The sequence below is a fragment of the Larkinella harenae genome, from assembly GCF_054780515.1.
Map to the genome: position 1 here is coordinate 156,320 of NZ_BAAGWE010000006.1, position 19,133 is coordinate 175,452.

Consider the following 19,133-nt stretch of genomic DNA (forward strand, 5'->3'; position numbering starts at 1 on the left):
AGAGCAAACACCCCGGCTTCAGCCCGGGGTGTTTGCTTTATTGGTTACTTGCTTTCGGTTATTTCCAGCACGACACTGGCGCGCCGGGCGTCTACACCCGGATTGAAACCCACCGTCATCAGGTAATCGCCTGAGAACACCGCCGGATTGCGGTTGATGGAGGACGTGGTACCCGGATACACGTTCAATTCCTGAATTTTATACTTCTTCATCGGATTCAGACCCTTCAGCCGGATCGAAGCTTGACTCCCTTCGCGGTACCGGTTGCCGACCAGGTAGTTAAACCAGATCGCCCGATCCTGCTTTTCGCTGACGTAAACCAGTGACGCCAGGTCGCCTGTTTGGGGCGATACCAGCCGGAACAAATCCCCCTGCCAGATCACATCTTTGATGCGGCTGTACGTTTTCAGGGCTTCCTGACTGAATTCCAGTTCTTTTTCGTCCAGTTTGCTCACCACAATGTCGTACCCCATCTTGCCCATCATCGCCACGTCCGTCCGGAACTTGATGGGTTGTTTACCCCAGTCGGTAATGTGGTTGCAGGTGGCAATGGCGGGGAAGAAATACGAATAATTCCACTGGATGAAGACCCGTTCCAAACCGTCGGTGTTGTCGCTCGGCCAGAACTCGGTGAAGTATTTCAAGGCCCCGTAATCGACCCGGCCACCTCCGCCCGAACACAGCATCAGCGGCAGGTTGGGGTATTTCGCCCGCAACCGATCCAGCACCTTGTATAGCCCCTGGACATACTCAACAAACAGGTGCGATTGATTGGGGTTACTGGCCGAAAAGGAGTTGTAAATGACGGCGTTACAATCCCATTTGATGTAGCCCAGCGTTGGGTTTTTGGTCATAAGGCCGTCAACGACACTGTAGACAAAATCCTGCACTTTCGGATTCGATAAATCCAGAACCAACTGGTTTCGGAAGTAGTATTCGCTCCGGTTCGGGAGTTTGATTACCCAGTCCGGGTGTTTTTCGTACAACTCACTTTTGGGGCTAACCATTTCCGGTTCCAGCCAAATTCCAAACTTAATGCCCGCGCTTTCGGCTTCTTTCACCAGGTAGCCCAAACCGTGCGGCAATTTCTGTTTGTTTTCCTGCCAGTCGCCCAAACCCGTATGATCGTCGTTGCGCGGGTATTTGTTGGCAAACCAGCCGTCGTCGAGCAGAAACAGATCGACGCCCAGCTTTTTGCCATCTTTGAACAAGGCCGTTAATTTATCTTCGTTAAAGTCGAAATACGTGGCTTCCCAGTTGTTCAATAAAGTCAGGCGGTTTCCTTCACCCTGCGGAATGCGGTGCTTTCGCGCCCAGCGGTGCAGATTCCGGCTGGCTTGTCCTTTCCCATTCATAGAATAGGTATACAGCAGGGCGGGGGTGATCAACTCTTTGCCGGGTGCCAAGTGGTACTCGGATGCATACGGATTGATGCCCGCAACCAGCCGGAGATTTCGGAGCGGATCCACCTCAAACTCGATTTTGTAATTGCCCGACCAGGCCAGCGTTCCGGCCAGCACTTCGCCGGTCTCCTCTTCGGCGGGCTGGTTGAGCGACAGCAAAAAGGAGGGAGGCTGGAATAAATTGGCTCGCGTACCCAATTTGGTGTCGAGGACCTTCAAGCCGGCGGATAACTGGATTTCTTCCGGATTCATCTCTTTCGCCCAGTCGCCGTGAAAATGAGTCAGGTAATAGTTTTGCGCCGGAATGTAGAGGTTGGCCGATGCGTATTTCTGCAACCGAACGGTTTTTTTCTCGGTGTGCCGAATGCTCGACCATTGCTCGATCACGTCTTCTTTCTGGTACGCTTTGTAAAACAGCTTGACCTCGAACGGATACTGCGGGTCTTTCAGGAAAACCGTCGTCAGGGTAATGCCGTCGGCTACGTTTTGCAACTCGTGCCGAACGTATTTCAGGTCCGAAGACGGATTGCCGTCGGCGTGGGTCACCTGAAGGGCCGGTTCCAGCAAGTTGCGGCCACCGGCTGGCGTGTAGGCGGAGTTGTAAAGCTGGGTGTAGTCTTCACCGCGCCGGGCGTTGGCTGGTAACGAACCATATTCGGTCGCATTCTGCAGGCGCTTGCCAAGATGAACGACGGTGGGGTCGCCTTCTTTACTGACCCGAATCACCAACGCCGTTCGTTCGGTTTCGATGACAATATGGGAGTCGCCCGGCGCGCCAGCAACCTGAAAAAAGGACAAACTGGCAAGAATAGCCAGGACGCAAAAAAGTTTCATGAGCAGCATTGGTTAACCCGACAAAGCTAAGAAGTTTTAGCATCGACCACCAATGCTGCTCCTGGTCTTAAACCGTTTCGAACTGAATTTGGTCGATGCAGGTGAAAACGGCTTTTCCGAGTCGATGACCTTGCGCCATCATTTCATCGGCACCCTGGGAGGGACCACCAGTTCGGAGAACGCCATCGCAGTGGGCCAGCAAATCAATGGCAACCGGGTGAAAAATCCGGTTGAAAACCGTATCGCCAATGTGTTGGGAACCCGCCGTTTCCAGCAAGGGTAGCGCAACCCATTCGCCCAGCATGGGCAGATAGCCTTTTTCAAAAAGCTGCAGGGCGACATCGGTCATTTGCTGAACATTCGCGGCAATCTTCTCGGGGTCATCGTTGGTGCCGGAGCGATAAGGGCCCGCAACCAGAATCATCTTCTTCATCATTTGCTTTCGTTGTTTACAATTCAAAAGCAAAAGTAAGTTAAATTTTGATCAAAAATGATCAATAATGATTTATTTTGATTGATCGGTGGCTGATTCACCGGAGCTTCGGCTTCTTTGGTTTCGATTTACCTCTACCCAAATGATGCCCTGGCGTGGTAAGGGCAGCCTAAATCGTCCGCGTACTTAGCGCTTTTCGCTAATGAACTGGGAGTATTGGCTTTGGTATCCCGTACCCGTGTGAAAGAGCCTTCGCCGGATTCAGGCCAATCAACTCTACTTTTCAAGCTTCTTCCAAAACAATTGCTACCCCGATTCTGACGCCCCTTAATCGCAGCAATCAGGTAGATGTGCAGTAATGTATTTGTATCAACCACTGCTGATCTGTGCAGCAGCCTACGGTTTAACCCCCAATTCCAAATCCCAGGTATCCGTCCGAAATGGGATGACCGGCAAGCCTTCTTTGCTGAACAGATTCGGCTCTGGCGCATCGCGGAACGCAAACCGCACCGCTACCGGATTCTTCACCGCATCCGACCAAACCTCCAGCATATTGCCTTGGATTCGGCCCTGCGCTTTCGAAAAAACCTGATCGGCCCCGGCAATCTCCAGTTCAGAAACGGCAGTGCCTTTCGACACCAAGCCGTTCGGCGCGTGGTCGAACGTTAGTCGGATTTTGGTTCCATCCACCTGCATCGAGTGGTATTGTGGGCTTTTGTACAGCCCAACTTTCTGGCCGTAGGTTTCTGCCAGTGCCCAGTTGGCCAGGCGTCCTCCTACTTCCTTTTTATACGCCGGGTGAATATCTTTAATGTTGTCAACCAAATCGGTTGTTACAATCATGCCGGATTTTGGGATATCCATCGCTTTGGCCTGACTCTCACGAGTGGCTGCGGTCTGGTATTTGTCGCCGTAGGTATACGGCGCAATCTGCACGTAATAAAACGGAATTTCCCGTTGCCACATGCCGCGCCAGGCATCAACCAGGGCGTGTGTCAGTTTGTAATAAGCCGGAGCATCGTGCCGGTTGGCTTCACCCTGGTACCAGATGGCTCCCGCAACTGGAAATGCTGTCAGGGGCGCAATCATGCCGTTGTACAGTACACCGGGTTTATTGGGTGCCCAGGGCACTTTCGGCATCGTCTGCGCCGAACGTCGGGTTTCGGGGTACAGCATCGCAACGGTTTCGGGTACCCACGAATCCATGAACGAGCCGCCCCACGAAGCATCAATCAGCCCGATGGGGACGTTCAGGGTATGCTGCAATTTCTTCCCGAAAAAGTAGCCCACCGCACTGAAGTTTTTTAGCGTCACCGAATCGCAGACCGCCCAACTGGCCCGCACATCCATTTGTGGTGCATTGGCCGCCCGCTTCGGCACCTTGAAAAACCGGATGTTGGTGTTGTAAGCCGTTGGCAATTCCGCCTGAGCATCTTTCGCGCCCCAACCCGCGCTCATTTCCATATTCGACTGGCCGGAGCAGAGCCAGACTTCGCCAATCAGAATGTTTGTCAACTCGATTTTGTTGTGACCGTTGATGGTAATGGTGTACGGCCCGCCCGCCTTGGGCGTCCGCAGACTGACCTTCCAGACCGCATCATCGGCGCAGGTTGTGCTCACCGGCTGACTGGTCCAGCTGGCCGAAACCGTCACTTTTTCCGTGGGGTCGGCCCACCCCCAGAGGGTCAGCTCGGTCTGCTGCTGTAGTACCATGTTCGAATTCAGAACCGCTGGCAGCGAAACGTTGGCATACGCCGTAACCGAACAAAAGAGCAGAAAAAGTATTTTCTTCATGAAGTAGAAAGTTTGGGATTCATCCGCATTGGCGAAAGTCGGACAAACCAGATTGCGGACAAATCCCAAAAATCGGAAATTCTGCTTACTTTTCAACGATGGCATCCAGCAACGGTTCCACTGCCACAACACCCGCCCGGTGTTTCTCAACTTCTCTTTTCAGGTCCTCGATCACTTCCGGATGCTTTTTGCCCACCTCATACCGTTCGCCCGGATCCACTTCCAGGTTGTACAGCAACGGCGGATCGTGCGGAACGGGTGCGTCGGGAGAATAAGAAGGGTGCGTGGTAAAATGAGCTTTCCAAGGGCCTTTCCGAATGGCATACAACCGGTCCGAATCGTAATAAAACACCAGTTCGGCGCCCTTTTCTTTCTTTCCATTCAACACATTCGTAATGTCCTGTCCATCCAGGACCCGATCGTTCGGCAGTGGAACCCCGGCCAGGTTCAGGATCGTGGGCAAAATATCCATTGAGGTTGCGACGGCCGTTGAAACCGTGTTGGCTTTCACAGTACCCGGCCCCCAGAAAATCGCCGGAACCCGCATCCCGCCTTCGTAAGTCGAGCCTTTGGCTTCAAAAAGCGGACCCGCCGAACCACCGACTTCTTCCAGACGGTTTTTGATCAGCCACGGGCCGTTATCGCTCAGAAAAACAACAACGGTATTTTTGTCCAGCTTCAGTTCTTTGAGTTTTTTCAGAATCTGCCCGACGCTCCAATCGAGTTCCTCCACCACATCGCCGTATAACCCGCGCTTGCTTTTTCCCAGAAACCGCTCGGAAGCATACAAGGGCACGTGCGGAAACGGGCTGGCGTAATACATAAAGAACGGTTTGGTTTTGTTGGCTGTGATGAATTTCAGCACCTCGTCGGTGTAGCGTTTGGTCAGTTGCCGCTGATCGGGTTCGGTTTCCACGACCTTGTTGTCCCGATACAGTGGCAGGGGTGGATTCGTATTGGCGGGCACAGCCTGGGTAGAAGCAGCCCCCGCAAAAGACCCTACCTTGCCCATGTCGTTGGAATAAGGCAGGCCAAAGTATGAATCGAAACCGTACTTCAACGGTAGGTATTCCGGTTGTGACCCCAGGTGCCATTTACCCACCAAACCCGTTTGGTACCCTTTCGTTTTCAGCGCCTTCGCGATGGTGATCTCACTGTGCGGCAACCCGTTGGCAGAATTGGTAAAGAACACCACCCGTTTTCCAAAAATGCCGTTCCGCACCGGTAATCGGCCCGTCAGCAGCGCCGACCGGCTGGGCGTACATACGTTAGCCCCGACGTAAAACTGCGTAAACCGCGTACCTTCCGTCGCCATCTGATCCAGAAACGGCGTTCGAATCGTCGGATGGCCGTAACAACTCAAGTCGCCATAGCCCAGGTCATCAGCCAGAATAACGATAAAATTTGGTTGACGTGCCGGTTGCGCTATGGATAAATAGGAAGCCGATAGAAATAGTAGGAAAAATAGTTGCGGAAGTCTTCGGTGCAATATCATGAGTGATACGGTTTTGGTTGAGAGCTGCAAATAAACGGCTTTACGGCAAATCACACCATTTTTTTGTTACTTTAGCATTACCCTAAACCTTTATTTTGTGATGCGCCTTGCTCTCGTTCCTGCTTACCTGATTTGCGCCCTCTTCCCGCTGGCCGTTTTGGCCCAACCCAATCCCGACCGACCCGACCTGCGCCAGGGAAAATACTTCAGTGAGCCCGATGGCGCGAAAGCGCTCCAGCAGTGTGGAGAACTTTATACGGATCAGGCATCCTGGGAAAAACGGGCCGCCCAGATTCGGCAGGGCATTCGGGATGGCATGAAGCTCCCCGCCAAACCGAACTTTGCTCTCCTCAAACCGATCCGGCACAGCCTTCGGAAAATGGACGGTTATACCGTTGAAAATGTAGCGTTTGAGAGCCTGCCCGGTTTTTACATCACGGGGAATCTTTACAAACCGACCGGCATTTCCGGCAAAACCGCAGCGGTTTTGTGTCCGCACGGTCACGTAGCGAACCAGGACGCCCGGTTTGTGGAGCAAACCCAGCAGCGTTGCATCTCAATGGCGCGCATGGGCGCCGTGGTGTTTGTGTACGATATGCTCGGTTACGGCGATTCGAAACAGTGTGATCATAAGATTCCAGAAGCGGCTAAACTCCAGACGCTCAATAGCATCCGGGCGCTAGACTTCCTCACCAGTTTGCCGGAAGTAGATCCTGCCCGTGTGGCGGTTTCGGGTGAGTCGGGTGGGGGGACGCAAACGTTTCTGCTAGCGGCCCTGGATTCGCGGGTGAAGGTGTCGGTTCCGGTCGTGATGGTGTCGGCGCACTTCTTCGGTGGCTGTGTCTGCGAAAGCGGAATGCCTATTCACAAGCGCCCGACGCACGAAACGAATAACGTTGAAATTGCGGCTTTGGCGGCTCCCCGCCCCATGATCATGATCTCGGACGGGGGTGACTGGACCCTAAACACGCCGAATGTAGAATATCCCCACATCCGGCGTATCTACGGTTTTTACGGTGCCCAGGATCGGCTTGAAAACGTCCATCTGGCCAACGAAAAGCACGATTATGGCCCGTCTAAACGCGCAGCTGCGTACCGGTTTCTGGCCAAACACCTGAAGCTCGACCTGAACCGCATCACGAAGAACGGTCAGGTTGATGAAAGCTCGAATGTGCTGCTGAAAGCCACGGACTTACAGGTATTCAATGACGCACATCCTCGCCCGGCCAACGCGGCCGTGGGCAACGAAGCTGTAATAGCCCTGCTGCACTAATCAGGCGGCACTGGCCGTGTTCAGCGTTTGTAAATCCGCCTGATCCAGCGTCAGTTTCGTGGCGTTGATCAGGTCCTGCAATTGTTCCGTGCGGGTGGCGCTGGCAATTGGCGCGGTGACGGTCGGCTGGGCAATCAGCCAGGCGATGGCTATCTGGGTCGGGTTGGCTTGATGCCGCTTCGCAACTTCATCCAACGCATCCAGAATGGCAATGCCCCGGTCGTTGAGGTACTTTTTCATGCCCTGTCCGCGCTGGCTTTTGGAAAAATCGGCTTCGGAACGGTATTTTCCGCTCAGAAAACCGCTGGCCAGCGAGAAATACGGCAGCACGGCCAACCCATTTTCGCGGGCAATTGCTTCGTACTCCTGTTCGTATCCGGCGCGGTCGTACAGATTGTACTCCGGTTGCAGGCTTTCGTAGCGCGGAAAACCGTTTTGCTGACTGCTTTCCAAGGACTGGATAATCCGTTCGCTGGACAGGTTGGATGCGCCGATCACGCGCACTTTACCTTCTTTGACCAGTTCAGCGTAGGTGCCCAGCGTTTCCTCAATGGGCGTCTCCAGATCATCGTAATGCGACTGATAGAGGTCGATGTAGTCCGTCTGCAACCGGCGCAGCGAATCTTCCACCGACTTCCGGATATGGGCTTTGGAAAGATCTTTTTTGCCGGAACCCATGTCTGAGCCCACTTTCGTGGCAATCACCAGCTGGCTGCGGTTGCCGCGTTGTTTCAGCCAGTTACCAATGATGGTTTCCGATTCCCCGCCCTGATTGCCCGGTAGCCAGCGGGAGTAAGAATCGGCGGTGTCGATAAGGTTGAATCCGGCATCCACAAAAGCATCCAGGAGTTGAAATGAAGTCGGTTCGTCAATGGTCCAGCCGAATACGTTGCCGCCAAAGGCAAGCGGGGCTACTTGCAAGCCCGAGTTTCCAATACGTCGCTTATTCATGACTTAATGAGGTTGTATCTACGCGATGCAGCGCATTGCTGCTCCATTCATAACCCCTTACTCCGTCCGAAAGTTGATTTGGAGCGCTCTCCACTCAGTATCTATTTGAAAAATCCAGAAGCGTCATTGATTGAAAATTGTTCTTAATTTAAAATCTTTAGGATATATATCATAAATACTCAATACTATATTTTGCATTTTAAAAATCAATGGTAGATTTATTCCGGCCGCTTGCAATTTGTTTCGATTTGTTTTTCCAGCTATCGTTCAATAACCACCAAACTCAAAAAACCGGATTGTCGTATTCGGTAAGTGACTATGAATCGTCGAAATTTTCTGCAAACGGCCGGCGTTGGTTCACTGGCTTTTGCCTCCGGTCTGACTTCCTGCGCTCCCCGCTACAGCGCCTTCGCCCACCAACCCATGCACCACGTTCCGAAACTGAAGCTGTCGCTGGATCGGATTGTGAAAGAAACCGTCGGTTTGCGACCTTTTCGGGCATCCGGTCCACGCATTGCCAAAGAATCGCTGGGTAGCAAAACGATTGTGCACAATTACGGCCACGGCGGTAGTGGCTGGTCGCTCTCCTGGGGCACCGGCAACCTGGCGCGGGAGCTGGTCTTGAGCACCGGCGAAAAAAAAGTAGCCGTACTGGGTGCCGGAACGGTCGGTCTGGCCACGGCCCGGCTGCTTCAGGAAAAGGGCTGCACAGTGACCATTTACACGAAAGACCTGCCCCCCAATGTGACGAGTAACCTGGCTACGGGCACCTGGTCACCGGCTTCCCGGGTTTGCGACCCCAAAGTTGCATCGACCGAATTTTACAACATTTGGGAAAATGCTACCCGGTTTTCGTTCCGACGGTTTCAATTTATGCTCGGATTCGACGATATTGCCGCCTGGGTCGATGAATACAACGTTTTTCCCGAAAAACCCAACGGTCCGATGAACCCGTTAATGGGTAGTGAGGTGTATCACCTCGACGGACTGGTTCCGGAGCGAAAAGAGCTGAACCGGAACGAGCATCGATTCGGGGCCAACTACGTTACCTGGCGTTCAAACATGATGTTCAACATTCCCAGTTACCTGCATCATCAGCTCAGTATGTTTATGATGCTGGGCGGAAAACTGACCGTGCAGGAAATCAAACGCCCGGAAGACATTGATGCCCTGCCCGAACAATGTGTAGTCAATTGCATGGGCCTGGGTGCTAAAGAAGTATTCAACGATCCTGAGTTAACGCCCATTTCGGGGCAGCTCGCCTGTCTGATTCCGCAGTCTGAGGTGACGTACAAGCTGATTACCAAAGGGGCCAACATCATTGCCCGCAAAGACGGTATTTACCTCGGCGGGAATGGGTTGGTCGGTAACTGGGACACGACCCCGAAGCGGGAATACACGCAGGAATGGGTGGACATCATCCAGCAGGTCATGAAAGACATGAGGAGTTAGTAAACTAATTGAATATTAATCTTTTAATTCCCTAAAACCGTTACCGTTTGTGAAAAAAATCGTTACGCTGATTCTTGGTTTAACCCTTTATGCCAGTGCGGCTTCGGCCCAGTCTGTTGAAACGAAATTGAAAGAGGCAGGCGTTGTTCTCGACAAACCCACGGCTTCGCTGGCCAACTACGTGAAAGCCGTCCGGAGTGGCAATCTCGTTTTTCTGTCGGGGCACGTTTCCAACCGCGCCGACGGTTCCGGGATCAAAGGCAAACTGGGCAAAGACCTGTCGGTGGACCAGGGCTACGAAGCCGCCAAACTCTCCGCCATTGGGTTGCTCTCGTCGTTGAAGGCTGAAATTGGCGATTTGAACAAAGTGAAACGCGTTGTAAAAGTCCTGGGCATGGTCAACTCCACCCCGGATTTTGTCGATCATCCCAAAGTGGTCAATGGCTGTTCCGACTTGCTGGTCAAAGTTTTTGGCGACAAAGGCAAACATGCCCGTTCGGCGGTGGGAGTTGCCGCACTGCCGTCGGATTACGCGGTCGAAGTGGAAATGGTTGTTGAAATCGAGTAGGGCGTCTCAAATCCTGCCAAAGCCCCAGTGCCATTTGCCCCGGAGGAGAAATCAATTCCGCTCCGCCGGGGCTTTTAGAATCGCGTCCTATTCAAACCTTCGCTTCAGCGGAACGTTATCTTGTAGGAAATAACCTCCCGGCAACTCTAACCTTAAGGCATATGCACTACGGCGATTCGGTGAAACACGCAGATCAATCGGTCAACAACGGCCATCCCATGACGGTTTCGAGCATGAATGAAGAAGAAACTCAGGCGCTTTGCCGCCGGGATGACGATTCGGAAGAATGGTACAATGTAGCGGACCTGACCGTCATCGAAGATTTCGACGACAGCTTCATCTAGTCGAGTTTCATAAATACGTAAACGGATTTCGGGAGTCGATGTACGAAATTTTTACACCGGGCAGTTTGGGCTGGAGCCAGGGTACCAGCCACTGCATCCCGGGGGCTTCACTCATGATGTGGCCCAAAACGCCCAGTGCCAGTTTCTGACCCTGCTGGCGGGCATCACGGACATACTCGGCGGTTTCCCATTCGCTGATTTCTCCGCACAAAATCACATCCGGTTTATCCTGCCCGAGCGCCAGAATGTGGCTGCGGCCCCCCGACGCGCCCGGCATCAGCAATACCCGCTGGCAGGATTGGGTTGGATCGCCCACGACCCGCATCGTCGGAATGCCTAATTTTTCTTTCGCGTGGGCGATGAGCTGTTTCAGCGACATGGGGGCGGGTAGGGTAATGATTCTGGGTTTTTGAGTATCCTGATAGTTCTCCCAGCCCAGCGCCGAAACAACCCCTTTGTAAATGCCGTCGGGGCGGTGGGAGTGCCAGTAGTCGTGAAACCGCCAGACGGCAATCCCGTGTTTTTCTAGTAAATTATGTTTTTTCCGGAAAACCTCGTCGTTTTTAAGCCAATCGGTTTCATCAGCGTGGTTGTAAAACGTCGGCTCGTGGACAATGATAAAATTGGCACCTGACTGAGCCGCTTTTTCGATCACGTCCATCGTGGCAAACATGGTCGAAACGATACCGGTCACGTTCTGATCCCGGCTCCCCGATTTCAGCGTGTCAACGGTTTTGGGAAAGGGCGCATTCGGAATGGTTTTCAGAATCAGGTCCATCACCTGACCCACCGTGACCGACGCAGCGGGCGGCCAGAACCGTGCGGGCGCGTTCAAGCCCGGTACATTCAGCAGCAGTGATGCTTTGGTCAGCGTTCCTACAAATTTCCGTCTTCCTTGGTTTTCGATCTGATTCATGGCTTTGGCGGTTTATTTACCGCGTCTTTCATTGGGTGCAGCCTTTCGAATAATGGAGTAAATGGCACAAGGCTTATTCAATTGCGGTATTCTATGCTGGCAAGCTTAACCATTTTTGCGGACATTTCAAGCATTTTAAAGCCCGTTGATCCCCATAAAAAAAGCCCCGCCAAAAGCAGGGCCTTTTCAGTTTTAAACATTAGATAAACGTTACCTTCGAACGAAACGGTCGGGTTATTTGCCGATCATTTCCACCGGTACCCCCTTCTCAACGGCTTTCATAACCCGAAAGAAATTACCACTCCAGATTTTCTCGATGTCTTTTTTGGAATAACCCCGGCGAACAAACTCAACGGTGAAATTCGCGTACTCACTTACATCGAAGCAATCGGCCAGCGCCCCACCGCCGTCAAAGTCGGCTCCCATGCCCACGTGATCGATTCCGATCAGCTTGACGATGTGGTCAATGTGGTCAACGGCATCTTTCACAGTGGCCAGTTGAACCGGGTATTTTTTATTCACTTCCATGAACTCGGCCCGGGCTTTCTTCTGATCCTCTTCCGACAACTTGCTCATGGCACCCATCATCGCCCGCCGATCTTTGACGCCCCATTTTTCAAACATCGTTTTGAGGGCCGCTTCGCGCTCCGGGCTCGGCGGGATGGTTTTGACGTAATCGCTCAGCAGGTTTAGCTGAACCACACCACCATTTTTTGCCAGTGCCTTCAACATCTCATCGGTGAGGTTGCGCGGGTGGTCGCAAACGGCCTTGGCCCCGGAATGCGACGCGATGATGGGGACTTTCGATAAACGCACTACGTCGTAAAACGTCGAATCCGAAACGTGCGACACGTCGATCATCATGCCCAGCCGGTTCATTTCGCCCACCACCTGCTCACCCAGCGGACTCAATCCCTGGTACTCCGGACCCTTAGGGTCGGTGGAAGAATCGCAGATGTCGTTGTTGCTTGAATGGCACAGGGTCATGTACCGGGCACCCAGGTCGTAAAACTTTTTCAGCATTGTCAGGTCGTGGCCCATCGGGTAGCCGTTTTCCACTCCGATAAAGATGACCCGTTTTCCGGTTTTTCCAATACGCAGCGCATCTTGTGGCGTCATGGCGAGTTCGGCTTCGGAACCGGTATTTTTCAGCGTGGTATGAACCGCATCAAAAATGCCGAGTGCTTTTTGTTTGGCGGATTCATGACCTTCCGGCGTGCGGGGCCCTTGTCCGAGGTAGACGGCCCAGAAGATCGCGTCTAAACCGCCTTTCCGCATGCGCGGATAATCCACTTTGCTGTTGGTGCTGCGGGCGTCGTTTTCCTTCGTAACGTCGAATCCACCGCGGGAGAGCAACATAGGCGTATCGGCGTGGGTGTCCACCGTGAAGGCTTTTTCGTGGATCTTTTTGGCTTTTTTGAGCAACGCAGTGTCATCACTCTGTGCCGATACCGGCGCGAAGCCCGTGGCCAGGCAGGCCAGGAGGGTTGGAAATAGCCAGGTTTTCATTATTTCTTAGCAAACCAGAGTTTTAGTTTTTTATCGTTTTGCCCCCCCTGCCGCTTCAGAGCCGCGTCGAAGTTGGTAAAGTTCAGGGATTCTTCCGAGCCCGGATACGGCAATCGCGTTGGTACTACGCCATTGTTGGTGTTTAGTGCGGGCGGCAACAGGGCGGGAATACCGGTCCGGCGGTATTCGGTCCAGGCTTCCAGCCCTTGGCCGTAAAGCGCAATCCACTTCTGCTCCATGAGTTGCGTGTACCCTGCGGTACCTTCTTTCAGGGCGTTGGCCGTCAGGTAAGCGGGCGAAACCGTTACCTTGTGCTGCTCGTGGGAAGCCGTGATGGCGTTGGCGTAAAGCGTGGCGGTTGTTCCGGCGGAGGTCAGGCCATTGTAAGCAAATTCTGCTTTAATGAACAGCAATTCAGCGTAACTCATGATGACGCCCGGGGCGGTTGCGCTGGTAAAGAACGTGCCTACTTTGGATGTTTTCGACAATCCCAAGGCGTTGGCATCCGAAGCAGACAAGCCGTTCGGAACGCCTTTGTACTCCCCACCGTCGGCGGGGCGGTCGGCAAATACCGGCAATCGGGCGTCGCTCAGCGCCAGCATTTTGTTCACCAACGTTGCCCCAATCCGGTGGTCGTCACGGGTTTTACGGTTTTCATTGATTGGGTTGTTGTTGGGAACCGCAGCCAGGTAATTCAACTGAACGTTATCGGCATTGGACGCCAGAACCGGGTATTTCGCCGGGTCGCTGAGAATGCGGCTGGCTTCTGTTTTTACGTCGATGGGGGCATCGGTTTTGTTTGCCATCCGGAGCAATAGTCGTAAACTGAGCGAGTTGGCAAATTTCTTCCATTTGGTCAGGTCACCGTTGAACAGGATATCACCAGCGATGGCTTTGCTTTTGTCGGTTACATCGATCAGGTCGCTGGCTCCTTTCAGTTCGGCTATCAAACCGGCATACACGTCTTTCTGGGCGTCGTATTTGGGCTGAAGCGTGCCTTCCAGCCCCAGAATGGCTTCTTTGTACGGAATATCACCATACGTATCCGTCAGCAGTGAAAATACCCAGGAGCGCAGAATGACGGCCACGGCCTGGTAATTGGTATTACCGGTTTCTCCGCCAATCTTGTAAATCCGTTGGTAGTCGGCCAGCGACTCGATGTAAAAATCCCGCCAGCTGTTGCTGATGATATCGTTCGAAATCGTGTATTGATCGACGTCCGTGTACTGAATGCGGGCCCAGTGCTGCGAGATGCCGGAGCCAATATCCTGACCCAGCGCCCCGCCCCAGTACACATCCACGGCACTCTGGATGCCGTGGGGCATAAACAGGTCCGCCGAAGCCGTAGTCGGATTGTTGGGGTTGGTATTGATCTCGTCAAAATTCTCCGTGCAGGACGACATACTCAGAAAGAGCGCGGCTACAACGGCTTTATATCGGAAAGAAAAATAAGTACGGTTCATGCAAGTTGATGGTTTACGGTATTCGGTATACGGTTTTTTGTTTTCGGCTTACGGTGGGCTACGCAGGATGGGTAGATGCGTGAGCCACCGAATACGAAAAACCGTATATCGAAGCCATTTTATAAGTTGAAGCCAATGTTAAAGCCGACGGTCCGGGTGGTGGGAATCTGGCCGTTTTCAATTCCTTGCAGGTTTCCGTCGTTGTAGAAGCTGGTTTCCGGATCGATATGCGGAACGTTGCTGTGTAGCAGCGCCAGGTTACGACCAACCACCGAAATCGCAATGTCGCGGAACGGCAGGCGTTTGAATACCTGGCCGGAAAGCACGTAGGTCAGTTTGACTTCCCGCAGCTTGACAAAGCTTCCGTCGAAAATTGTGCCCTCGTTGTTGGTGAGGGAGTAGTATTTGTGGTGCCACTCTTCTGATGAAACCCGCACGTCGTTCGGGACGTAGTTTGGTTCGGTGGCGGTTCCGATGTTTTTCACGCCTTCGCCAATGATGCCTTCTTCACGGCCCAAAGTTGTTTCTTTCAGGACCCCGGTATACCGACCGATGTTAATCGACTGCGAGAAAATATCGCCACCCTGTTTGATGTCGATCAAGGTGCTCAACGAGAGTGATTTGTACGAGAAGGTGTTCTGGATGCCGCCAATCCATTTGGGGGTGAAATTTCCTAGAATACGACGAACGGGGTCAATTTGCGGGACGCCACCACTGTAAACGATATTGCCGTTTGGATCGCGCAGGAAGCCTTGACCGAAGAACGTTCCGTACGGTTGTCCGATGCGGGCTTCAACGCCCATGCCCCGGATGTTGGTTGTTGGATTCAGCGTATAGGTAGTCAGCCCTTCGGCAAGTTCCAGCACCTTGTTGCGATTCTGAGCCCAGTTCAGGACGAGATCCCACTGGAAGTTTCCCGCTTTCACCGGCGTAGCCGACAATTGCAGTTCGATGCCTTTGTTTTCCAGCCGGCCCGCATTCAGGAGTTTCGATGAAAAACCGGTGGCGTTGGAAATGTTAACGTTCAGAATCTGGTTGAACGACTGTTTGTTGTAGTACGTCACGTCCAGGCCAACGCGGTTGTGCCACAATTTCACTTCGGCACCTATTTCGTACGAATTCGTGAGCTCCGGCTTCAGGTTGGCGTTCAGCATGGCGTTGCTTTCGGCCAGGGAAGGGGTGCTACCCCAGGCATTGGCGTAAGCGTAGGTTTGCAGCAAATTGTACGGGTCGGTGTCGTTCCCCACCCGGGCGATCCCCCCCCGAACTTTGGCGAATGACAGCACCGGCGAGTTCAGGTTGAAGATGTCGGTCAGGATGGCGCTCACGGCGGCTGACGGATAAAAGTACGAGCGGTTGTTGGCGGGCAGGGTGCTCGACCAGTCGTTGCGGGCGGTCAAATCGACGAACAGGTAATTCCGGTAGCCGATGTTGGCGGAGGCATAAGCACTGTTGATGACCCGCTGATTGTAGGAGTTTTCGGTAACTGGCCGCTGGCGGGAATTTCCCATGTTCCAGACGCGCGGAATGGCAAGTTCGGTTGCCCCCATGTAGTTCCGCTGGTAGAAGTTGGACCGGTGGTTGCCACCGATGTTTGCCGTCACGTCAAAATCTCCGAATTTACGCGTTGCGTTCAGCAGGAAGTCTGAGTTGGATTCCTGAACGTAAATCTGCTCTTCGTTGTAGCTGTCGAACAGGTTGGAAGTACGGGCCGCATTTTTTGTTTTCCGGCGATCTTCGTAAAAATCCGTTCCGGTGCGGGCGGTCAACGTCAGCCAATCCGTGAATTTGTAGGTGGCAGATAAGTTGCCAAACAGGCGATCCCGTTCGTTTTCGCGGGCGCTGACGTTCAGCTGGTAGTAGGGGTTGGTCCAGTAGTTGTAGTTCCAGTTGTTCTGGTAAATGCTCCCCGGAGCCTGGTATTGCTTCAACTTTTCCATGTCCACCTGGCGTCCGAACCAGATGAAATACAAGCCCCAGTTGGTCCGGTTGTCGCTACCGTCTTTGACGTAGTTACCGCTGGCCCGGATGCTTAATTTTTTGGTCAGGTTCCAGCCGGCGTTCAGGGCAATGGTCCGCCGTTTGTAATCCGTGTTGGGTAGAATTCCGGTCTGATTCAAATCCGTGGCCGACAGACGAAAATCGCCTTTGTCGCTGGCGCCGGTAATCGAAATGTTGTTGGTCAGGGTACGGCCCGTCTGAAAAAACTGGTTGACGTTGTCCGGGTGCGCCACCCAGGGTGTTGCCGTCCGCTTGCCGTCGGGCCCGATGGGGGAATCAAATTGGGGAATCAGCCGGCCGTCCAGTTTAGGGCCCCAGCTTTCATCAACACCGTCGTTGACACCCCCGCCCCGCCCGTCGACGTACGAGAAAAGTCCTTTGCCGCCCTGGCCGTATTCATTCTGCCATTCGGGCAAGCGAAAAGGGCTGTCGAAGGCGGTATTTGAATTCACCGAAACCCCGATACCCCGGCTGCCTTTGCCACTTTTCAGCGTAATCAGCACAACCCCATTAGCACCGCGTGAACCATACAGAGCGGCTGCACTGGGTCCTTTCAAAACGCTGACGGATTCAATGTCATCGGGGTTGAGGGAGCCCGCTCCATTGCCGTAATCGACGGCGGTTGATGACCCGTAGTTACCGTTATCGATGGGGACGCCATCCACCACGAACAACGGCTGATTGTTGCTCCCGATGGAGCTGGCGCCCCGGATTACCATCCGCGAGGAGGCCCCCGGCGCTCCATTGGAGTTGGTAACCTGCACGCCGGCTACCCGGCCAGACAGGGAATTGACCAGGTTGGTTTCCCGCGCCTGGGTGAGTTGTTTGCCGCTTACTTCCTGCACCGAATAGCCCAGGGCTTTCTTTTCGCGGGTGATGCCGAGGGCCGTAACCACAATTTCACCCAGCATCGACGCATCTTCTTCCAGAGCAATGTTTAGCGTCGTTTGACTCCCAATTGTTACTTCGGTTGACTTGAAACCGATAAAGGACACAATCACTGTGGCGTTGCGGGGGGTATTCAGCGTAAACTCGCCGTTCGAGTTGGTCGTACTCCCAAGGGTTGTTCCTTTGACAAGGACGTTAGCGCCGGGCAGCCCAGATCCGTCGGTTTTGGACGTAATCCGGCCCTTTAGGGTTATATCCTGCGCAAAGCCGGTCAGACTTGCTAGCAGAATAATCAGAAAAAAAGAGAAAGTAGATACTCTTCTCATAGAGTTTGTAAATAATGAAGTGAAATGATAGTTGAATTATTCGTATTTATTGTGGATTAATTGGTCATTTTGTGTAAAGTGTAAATGTTATTATCTTTTATTATATAAATTGAAGTATGCTTCATATAAGAATGTTTATTTGGCATATTTTTTATTAGGACAGATAATATTTGGTTTATAAATGTAAAATAAAATAAAGGTCTATTTCAAATAAAATTCTGTAATTTATAGTAAAGTGAAATATATTATTGTAATTATTGAATTTTATAAAATTTATATCTTTTAAAATGGTGAATTACTAAGTTATTATTTTGTTAGAAGTGTAATTTATATTGATGTATTTTTATTTTTGTATTTTTTATAGAATGCACCACTTGGTGGTAAGGCCAACTTGAGTTATCCAGCCGCTGCGAAGATTGGTTCCGGTTGGCCACGAAGCCGATTACGGGGTGAAAAGGAATTGGCACTAAGTAAAAGCCCCGCGATGGCGGCTTTCACAGCCAGGTAAATCCGACATTTGGCCCCTATGAAAAAAAGAGCACTGCTGACCACGGTTTTTTTATCCATCGTATGGAATTGCGCTTTTGCACAATCCAACCCACCCCGACTAATTGTTCGGGGCGACGACATGGGATATTCTCACGCAGGCAATGAAGCATTGGTTAAATGCTATAAAGAAGGCGTCGAATCGTCCATTGAGGTCATTGTGCCATCCCCCTGGTTTCCGGAAGCGGTCGAAATGCTGAAGCAAATTCCGGCGGTTGATGTGGGCCTTCACCTGGCGTTGACCAGCGAGTGGGACAATGTAAAATGGCGGCCCGTTTCGACCTGTCCGAGCCTACGCGACGCCGACGGATATTTCTTCCCGATGATTTACCCGAATAAGAATTACCCCAAGCGTTCGCTGGTTGAAAATGACTGGAAACTGGCCGATATTGAAATGGAATTTCGGGCGCAAATCGAGCTGGGAATCCGGAAAATTCCCCGCATCAGCCATATTTCCGGGCATATGGGCTGTACTGGAATGGGCGAAGACGTAAAGGCGTTGATTCACCGATTAGCCAGGGAATACAACCTGATTCATCTCGACCAGAATAGACAGGAATACAACGTGACGGGTGCTGGGTACATCGGTCCGCATGCCACCTCGGCAGAAAAAATTGAAAGTTTTGCCAAAATGCTCGAGAGCCTGGAGTCTGGCAAAACCTACTTGTTTGTCGATCATCCCGGTCTGGATACACCGGAGTTGTGAGCTATTTATCACATTGGTTACGAACAAGTTGCGGTGGATCGCCAGGGCGTTACCGATGCCTGGACGCATCCCCGCGTGAAAGAACTCATCAAAGCAAGAGGCATTCAGTTAATTGGATACCGTGATCTGAAAAAATGAGAAAAACCGTCAACTTTCGACCACTCGCGCAACGCGATTAGAAGGCAAAGCGTATTGGGTAGTAATTGAACAATGTTACTGAAATTCGAGTAT

At 52.4% G+C, this 19,133-nt stretch carries 14 protein-coding genes; 5 read left to right on the top strand and 9 right to left on the bottom strand.

Annotated features, from left to right (window positions below; translation table 11 throughout):
* Positions 1 to 44: 44 nt before the first annotated feature.
* The 4 genes from ACYVH9_RS24320 to ACYVH9_RS24335 all read right to left on the bottom strand — a co-directional run bounded on the left by ACYVH9_RS24320 (position 45) and on the right by ACYVH9_RS24335 (position 5,959).
* Positions 45 to 2,237: an alpha-galactosidase gene (locus ACYVH9_RS24320; RefSeq protein ID WP_460639022.1), complete on the bottom strand. Its 2,193-nt coding sequence runs from the start codon at positions 2,235 to 2,237 to the stop codon at positions 45 to 47.
* Positions 2,238 to 2,304: 67 nt separating this feature from the next.
* Positions 2,305 to 2,670, bottom strand: a complete 366-nt coding sequence (locus ACYVH9_RS24325) for a DUF4406 domain-containing protein (protein ID WP_460639023.1) — start codon at positions 2,668 to 2,670, stop codon at positions 2,305 to 2,307.
* A 396-nt stretch (positions 2,671 to 3,066) separates the two neighbouring features.
* On the bottom strand, positions 3,067 to 4,464 hold the full coding sequence (locus ACYVH9_RS24330; protein WP_460639024.1) for a sialate O-acetylesterase: 1,398 nt from the start codon (positions 4,462 to 4,464) through the stop codon (positions 3,067 to 3,069).
* An 85-nt stretch (positions 4,465 to 4,549) separates the two neighbouring features.
* On the bottom strand, positions 4,550 to 5,959 hold the full coding sequence (locus tag ACYVH9_RS24335) for a sulfatase family protein (protein ID WP_460639025.1): 1,410 nt from the start codon (positions 5,957 to 5,959) through the stop codon (positions 4,550 to 4,552).
* 100 nt (positions 5,960 to 6,059) lie between these two features.
* Between ACYVH9_RS24335 and ACYVH9_RS24340 the strand changes: the two genes are divergently transcribed.
* Complete coding sequence (locus tag ACYVH9_RS24340) at positions 6,060 to 7,232, top strand: alpha/beta hydrolase family protein (protein ID WP_460639026.1); 1,173 nt, start codon at positions 6,060 to 6,062, stop codon at positions 7,230 to 7,232.
* On the opposite strand, the gene ACYVH9_RS24345 is transcribed toward ACYVH9_RS24340, so the two are convergent.
* Complete coding sequence (locus ACYVH9_RS24345; RefSeq protein WP_460639027.1) at positions 7,233 to 8,183, bottom strand: aldo/keto reductase; 951 nt, start codon at positions 8,181 to 8,183, stop codon at positions 7,233 to 7,235.
* Between the two features lie 318 nt (positions 8,184 to 8,501).
* On the opposite strand from ACYVH9_RS24345, the gene ACYVH9_RS24350 reads away from it, so the two are divergent.
* The 3 genes from ACYVH9_RS24350 to ACYVH9_RS24360 all read left to right on the top strand — a co-directional run bounded on the left by ACYVH9_RS24350 (position 8,502) and on the right by ACYVH9_RS24360 (position 10,547).
* A complete protein-coding gene (locus tag ACYVH9_RS24350; RefSeq protein WP_460639028.1) occupies positions 8,502 to 9,635 on the top strand; it encodes an FAD-dependent oxidoreductase in 1,134 nt (377 codons plus the stop codon).
* Between the two features lie 49 nt (positions 9,636 to 9,684).
* Positions 9,685 to 10,203 (top strand): RidA family protein, encoded by a 519-nt coding sequence (locus ACYVH9_RS24355; RefSeq protein WP_460639029.1) that lies wholly within the window; start codon positions 9,685 to 9,687, stop codon positions 10,201 to 10,203.
* Between the two features lie 161 nt (positions 10,204 to 10,364).
* A complete protein-coding gene (locus ACYVH9_RS24360; RefSeq protein WP_460639030.1) occupies positions 10,365 to 10,547 on the top strand; it encodes a hypothetical protein in 183 nt (60 codons plus the stop codon).
* Positions 10,548 to 10,554: 7 nt separating this feature from the next.
* Here ACYVH9_RS24360 and ACYVH9_RS24365 read toward each other — a convergent pair whose 3' ends face one another.
* The 4 genes from ACYVH9_RS24365 to ACYVH9_RS24380 form a co-directional block, all read right to left on the bottom strand.
* Positions 10,555 to 11,463, bottom strand: coding sequence for a Nif3-like dinuclear metal center hexameric protein (locus ACYVH9_RS24365; protein WP_460639031.1), 909 nt, complete (start codon positions 11,461 to 11,463; stop codon positions 10,555 to 10,557).
* A gap of 234 nt (positions 11,464 to 11,697) precedes the next feature.
* Positions 11,698 to 12,972: a dipeptidase gene (locus ACYVH9_RS24370; RefSeq protein WP_460639032.1), complete on the bottom strand. Its 1,275-nt coding sequence runs from the start codon at positions 12,970 to 12,972 to the stop codon at positions 11,698 to 11,700.
* Positions 12,972 to 14,435 (bottom strand): SusD/RagB family nutrient-binding outer membrane lipoprotein, encoded by a 1,464-nt coding sequence (locus ACYVH9_RS24375; RefSeq protein ID WP_460639033.1) that lies wholly within the window; start codon positions 14,433 to 14,435, stop codon positions 12,972 to 12,974. The genes ACYVH9_RS24370 and ACYVH9_RS24375 overlap by 1 nt, the downstream gene beginning before the upstream one ends.
* A 119-nt stretch (positions 14,436 to 14,554) precedes the next feature.
* Entirely contained in the window at positions 14,555 to 17,650 is a 3,096-nt protein-coding gene (locus ACYVH9_RS24380; protein ID WP_460639034.1) for a SusC/RagA family TonB-linked outer membrane protein, read from the bottom strand.
* A 526-nt stretch (positions 17,651 to 18,176) separates the two neighbouring features.
* Between ACYVH9_RS24380 and ACYVH9_RS24385 the strand changes: the two genes are divergently transcribed.
* On the top strand, positions 18,177 to 18,902 hold the full coding sequence (locus ACYVH9_RS24385) for a polysaccharide deacetylase family protein (protein WP_460639035.1): 726 nt from the start codon (positions 18,177 to 18,179) through the stop codon (positions 18,900 to 18,902).
* The last annotated feature ends 231 nt before the right edge of the window (positions 18,903 to 19,133 follow it).

What these genes read in the sequence shown, in the direction of transcription:
- ACYVH9_RS24320 (WP_460639022.1), bottom strand. Translation starts at nt 2,237, where the DNA reads ATGAAACTTTTTTGCGTCCTGGCTATTCTTGCCAGTTTGTCCTTTTTT.
- ACYVH9_RS24325 (WP_460639023.1), bottom strand. Translation starts at nt 2,670, where the DNA reads ATGAAGAAGATGATTCTGGTTGCGGGCCCTTATCGCTCCGGCACCAAC.
- ACYVH9_RS24330 (WP_460639024.1), bottom strand. Translation starts at nt 4,464, where the DNA reads ATGAAGAAAATACTTTTTCTGCTCTTTTGTTCGGTTACGGCGTATGCC.
- ACYVH9_RS24335 (WP_460639025.1), bottom strand. Translation starts at nt 5,959, where the DNA reads ATGATATTGCACCGAAGACTTCCGCAACTATTTTTCCTACTATTTCTA.
- ACYVH9_RS24340 (WP_460639026.1), top strand. Translation starts at nt 6,060, where the DNA reads ATGCGCCTTGCTCTCGTTCCTGCTTACCTGATTTGCGCCCTCTTCCCG.
- ACYVH9_RS24345 (WP_460639027.1), bottom strand. Translation starts at nt 8,183, where the DNA reads ATGAATAAGCGACGTATTGGAAACTCGGGCTTGCAAGTAGCCCCGCTT.
- ACYVH9_RS24350 (WP_460639028.1), top strand. Translation starts at nt 8,502, where the DNA reads ATGAATCGTCGAAATTTTCTGCAAACGGCCGGCGTTGGTTCACTGGCT.
- ACYVH9_RS24360 (WP_460639030.1), top strand. Translation starts at nt 10,365, where the DNA reads ATGCACTACGGCGATTCGGTGAAACACGCAGATCAATCGGTCAACAAC.
- ACYVH9_RS24365 (WP_460639031.1), bottom strand. Translation starts at nt 11,463, where the DNA reads ATGAATCAGATCGAAAACCAAGGAAGACGGAAATTTGTAGGAACGCTG.
- ACYVH9_RS24370 (WP_460639032.1), bottom strand. Translation starts at nt 12,972, where the DNA reads ATGAAAACCTGGCTATTTCCAACCCTCCTGGCCTGCCTGGCCACGGGC.
- ACYVH9_RS24375 (WP_460639033.1), bottom strand. Translation starts at nt 14,435, where the DNA reads ATGAACCGTACTTATTTTTCTTTCCGATATAAAGCCGTTGTAGCCGCG.
- ACYVH9_RS24380 (WP_460639034.1), bottom strand. Translation starts at nt 17,650, where the DNA reads ATGAGAAGAGTATCTACTTTCTCTTTTTTTCTGATTATTCTGCTAGCA.
- ACYVH9_RS24385 (WP_460639035.1), top strand. Translation starts at nt 18,177, where the DNA reads ATGAAAAAAAGAGCACTGCTGACCACGGTTTTTTTATCCATCGTATGG.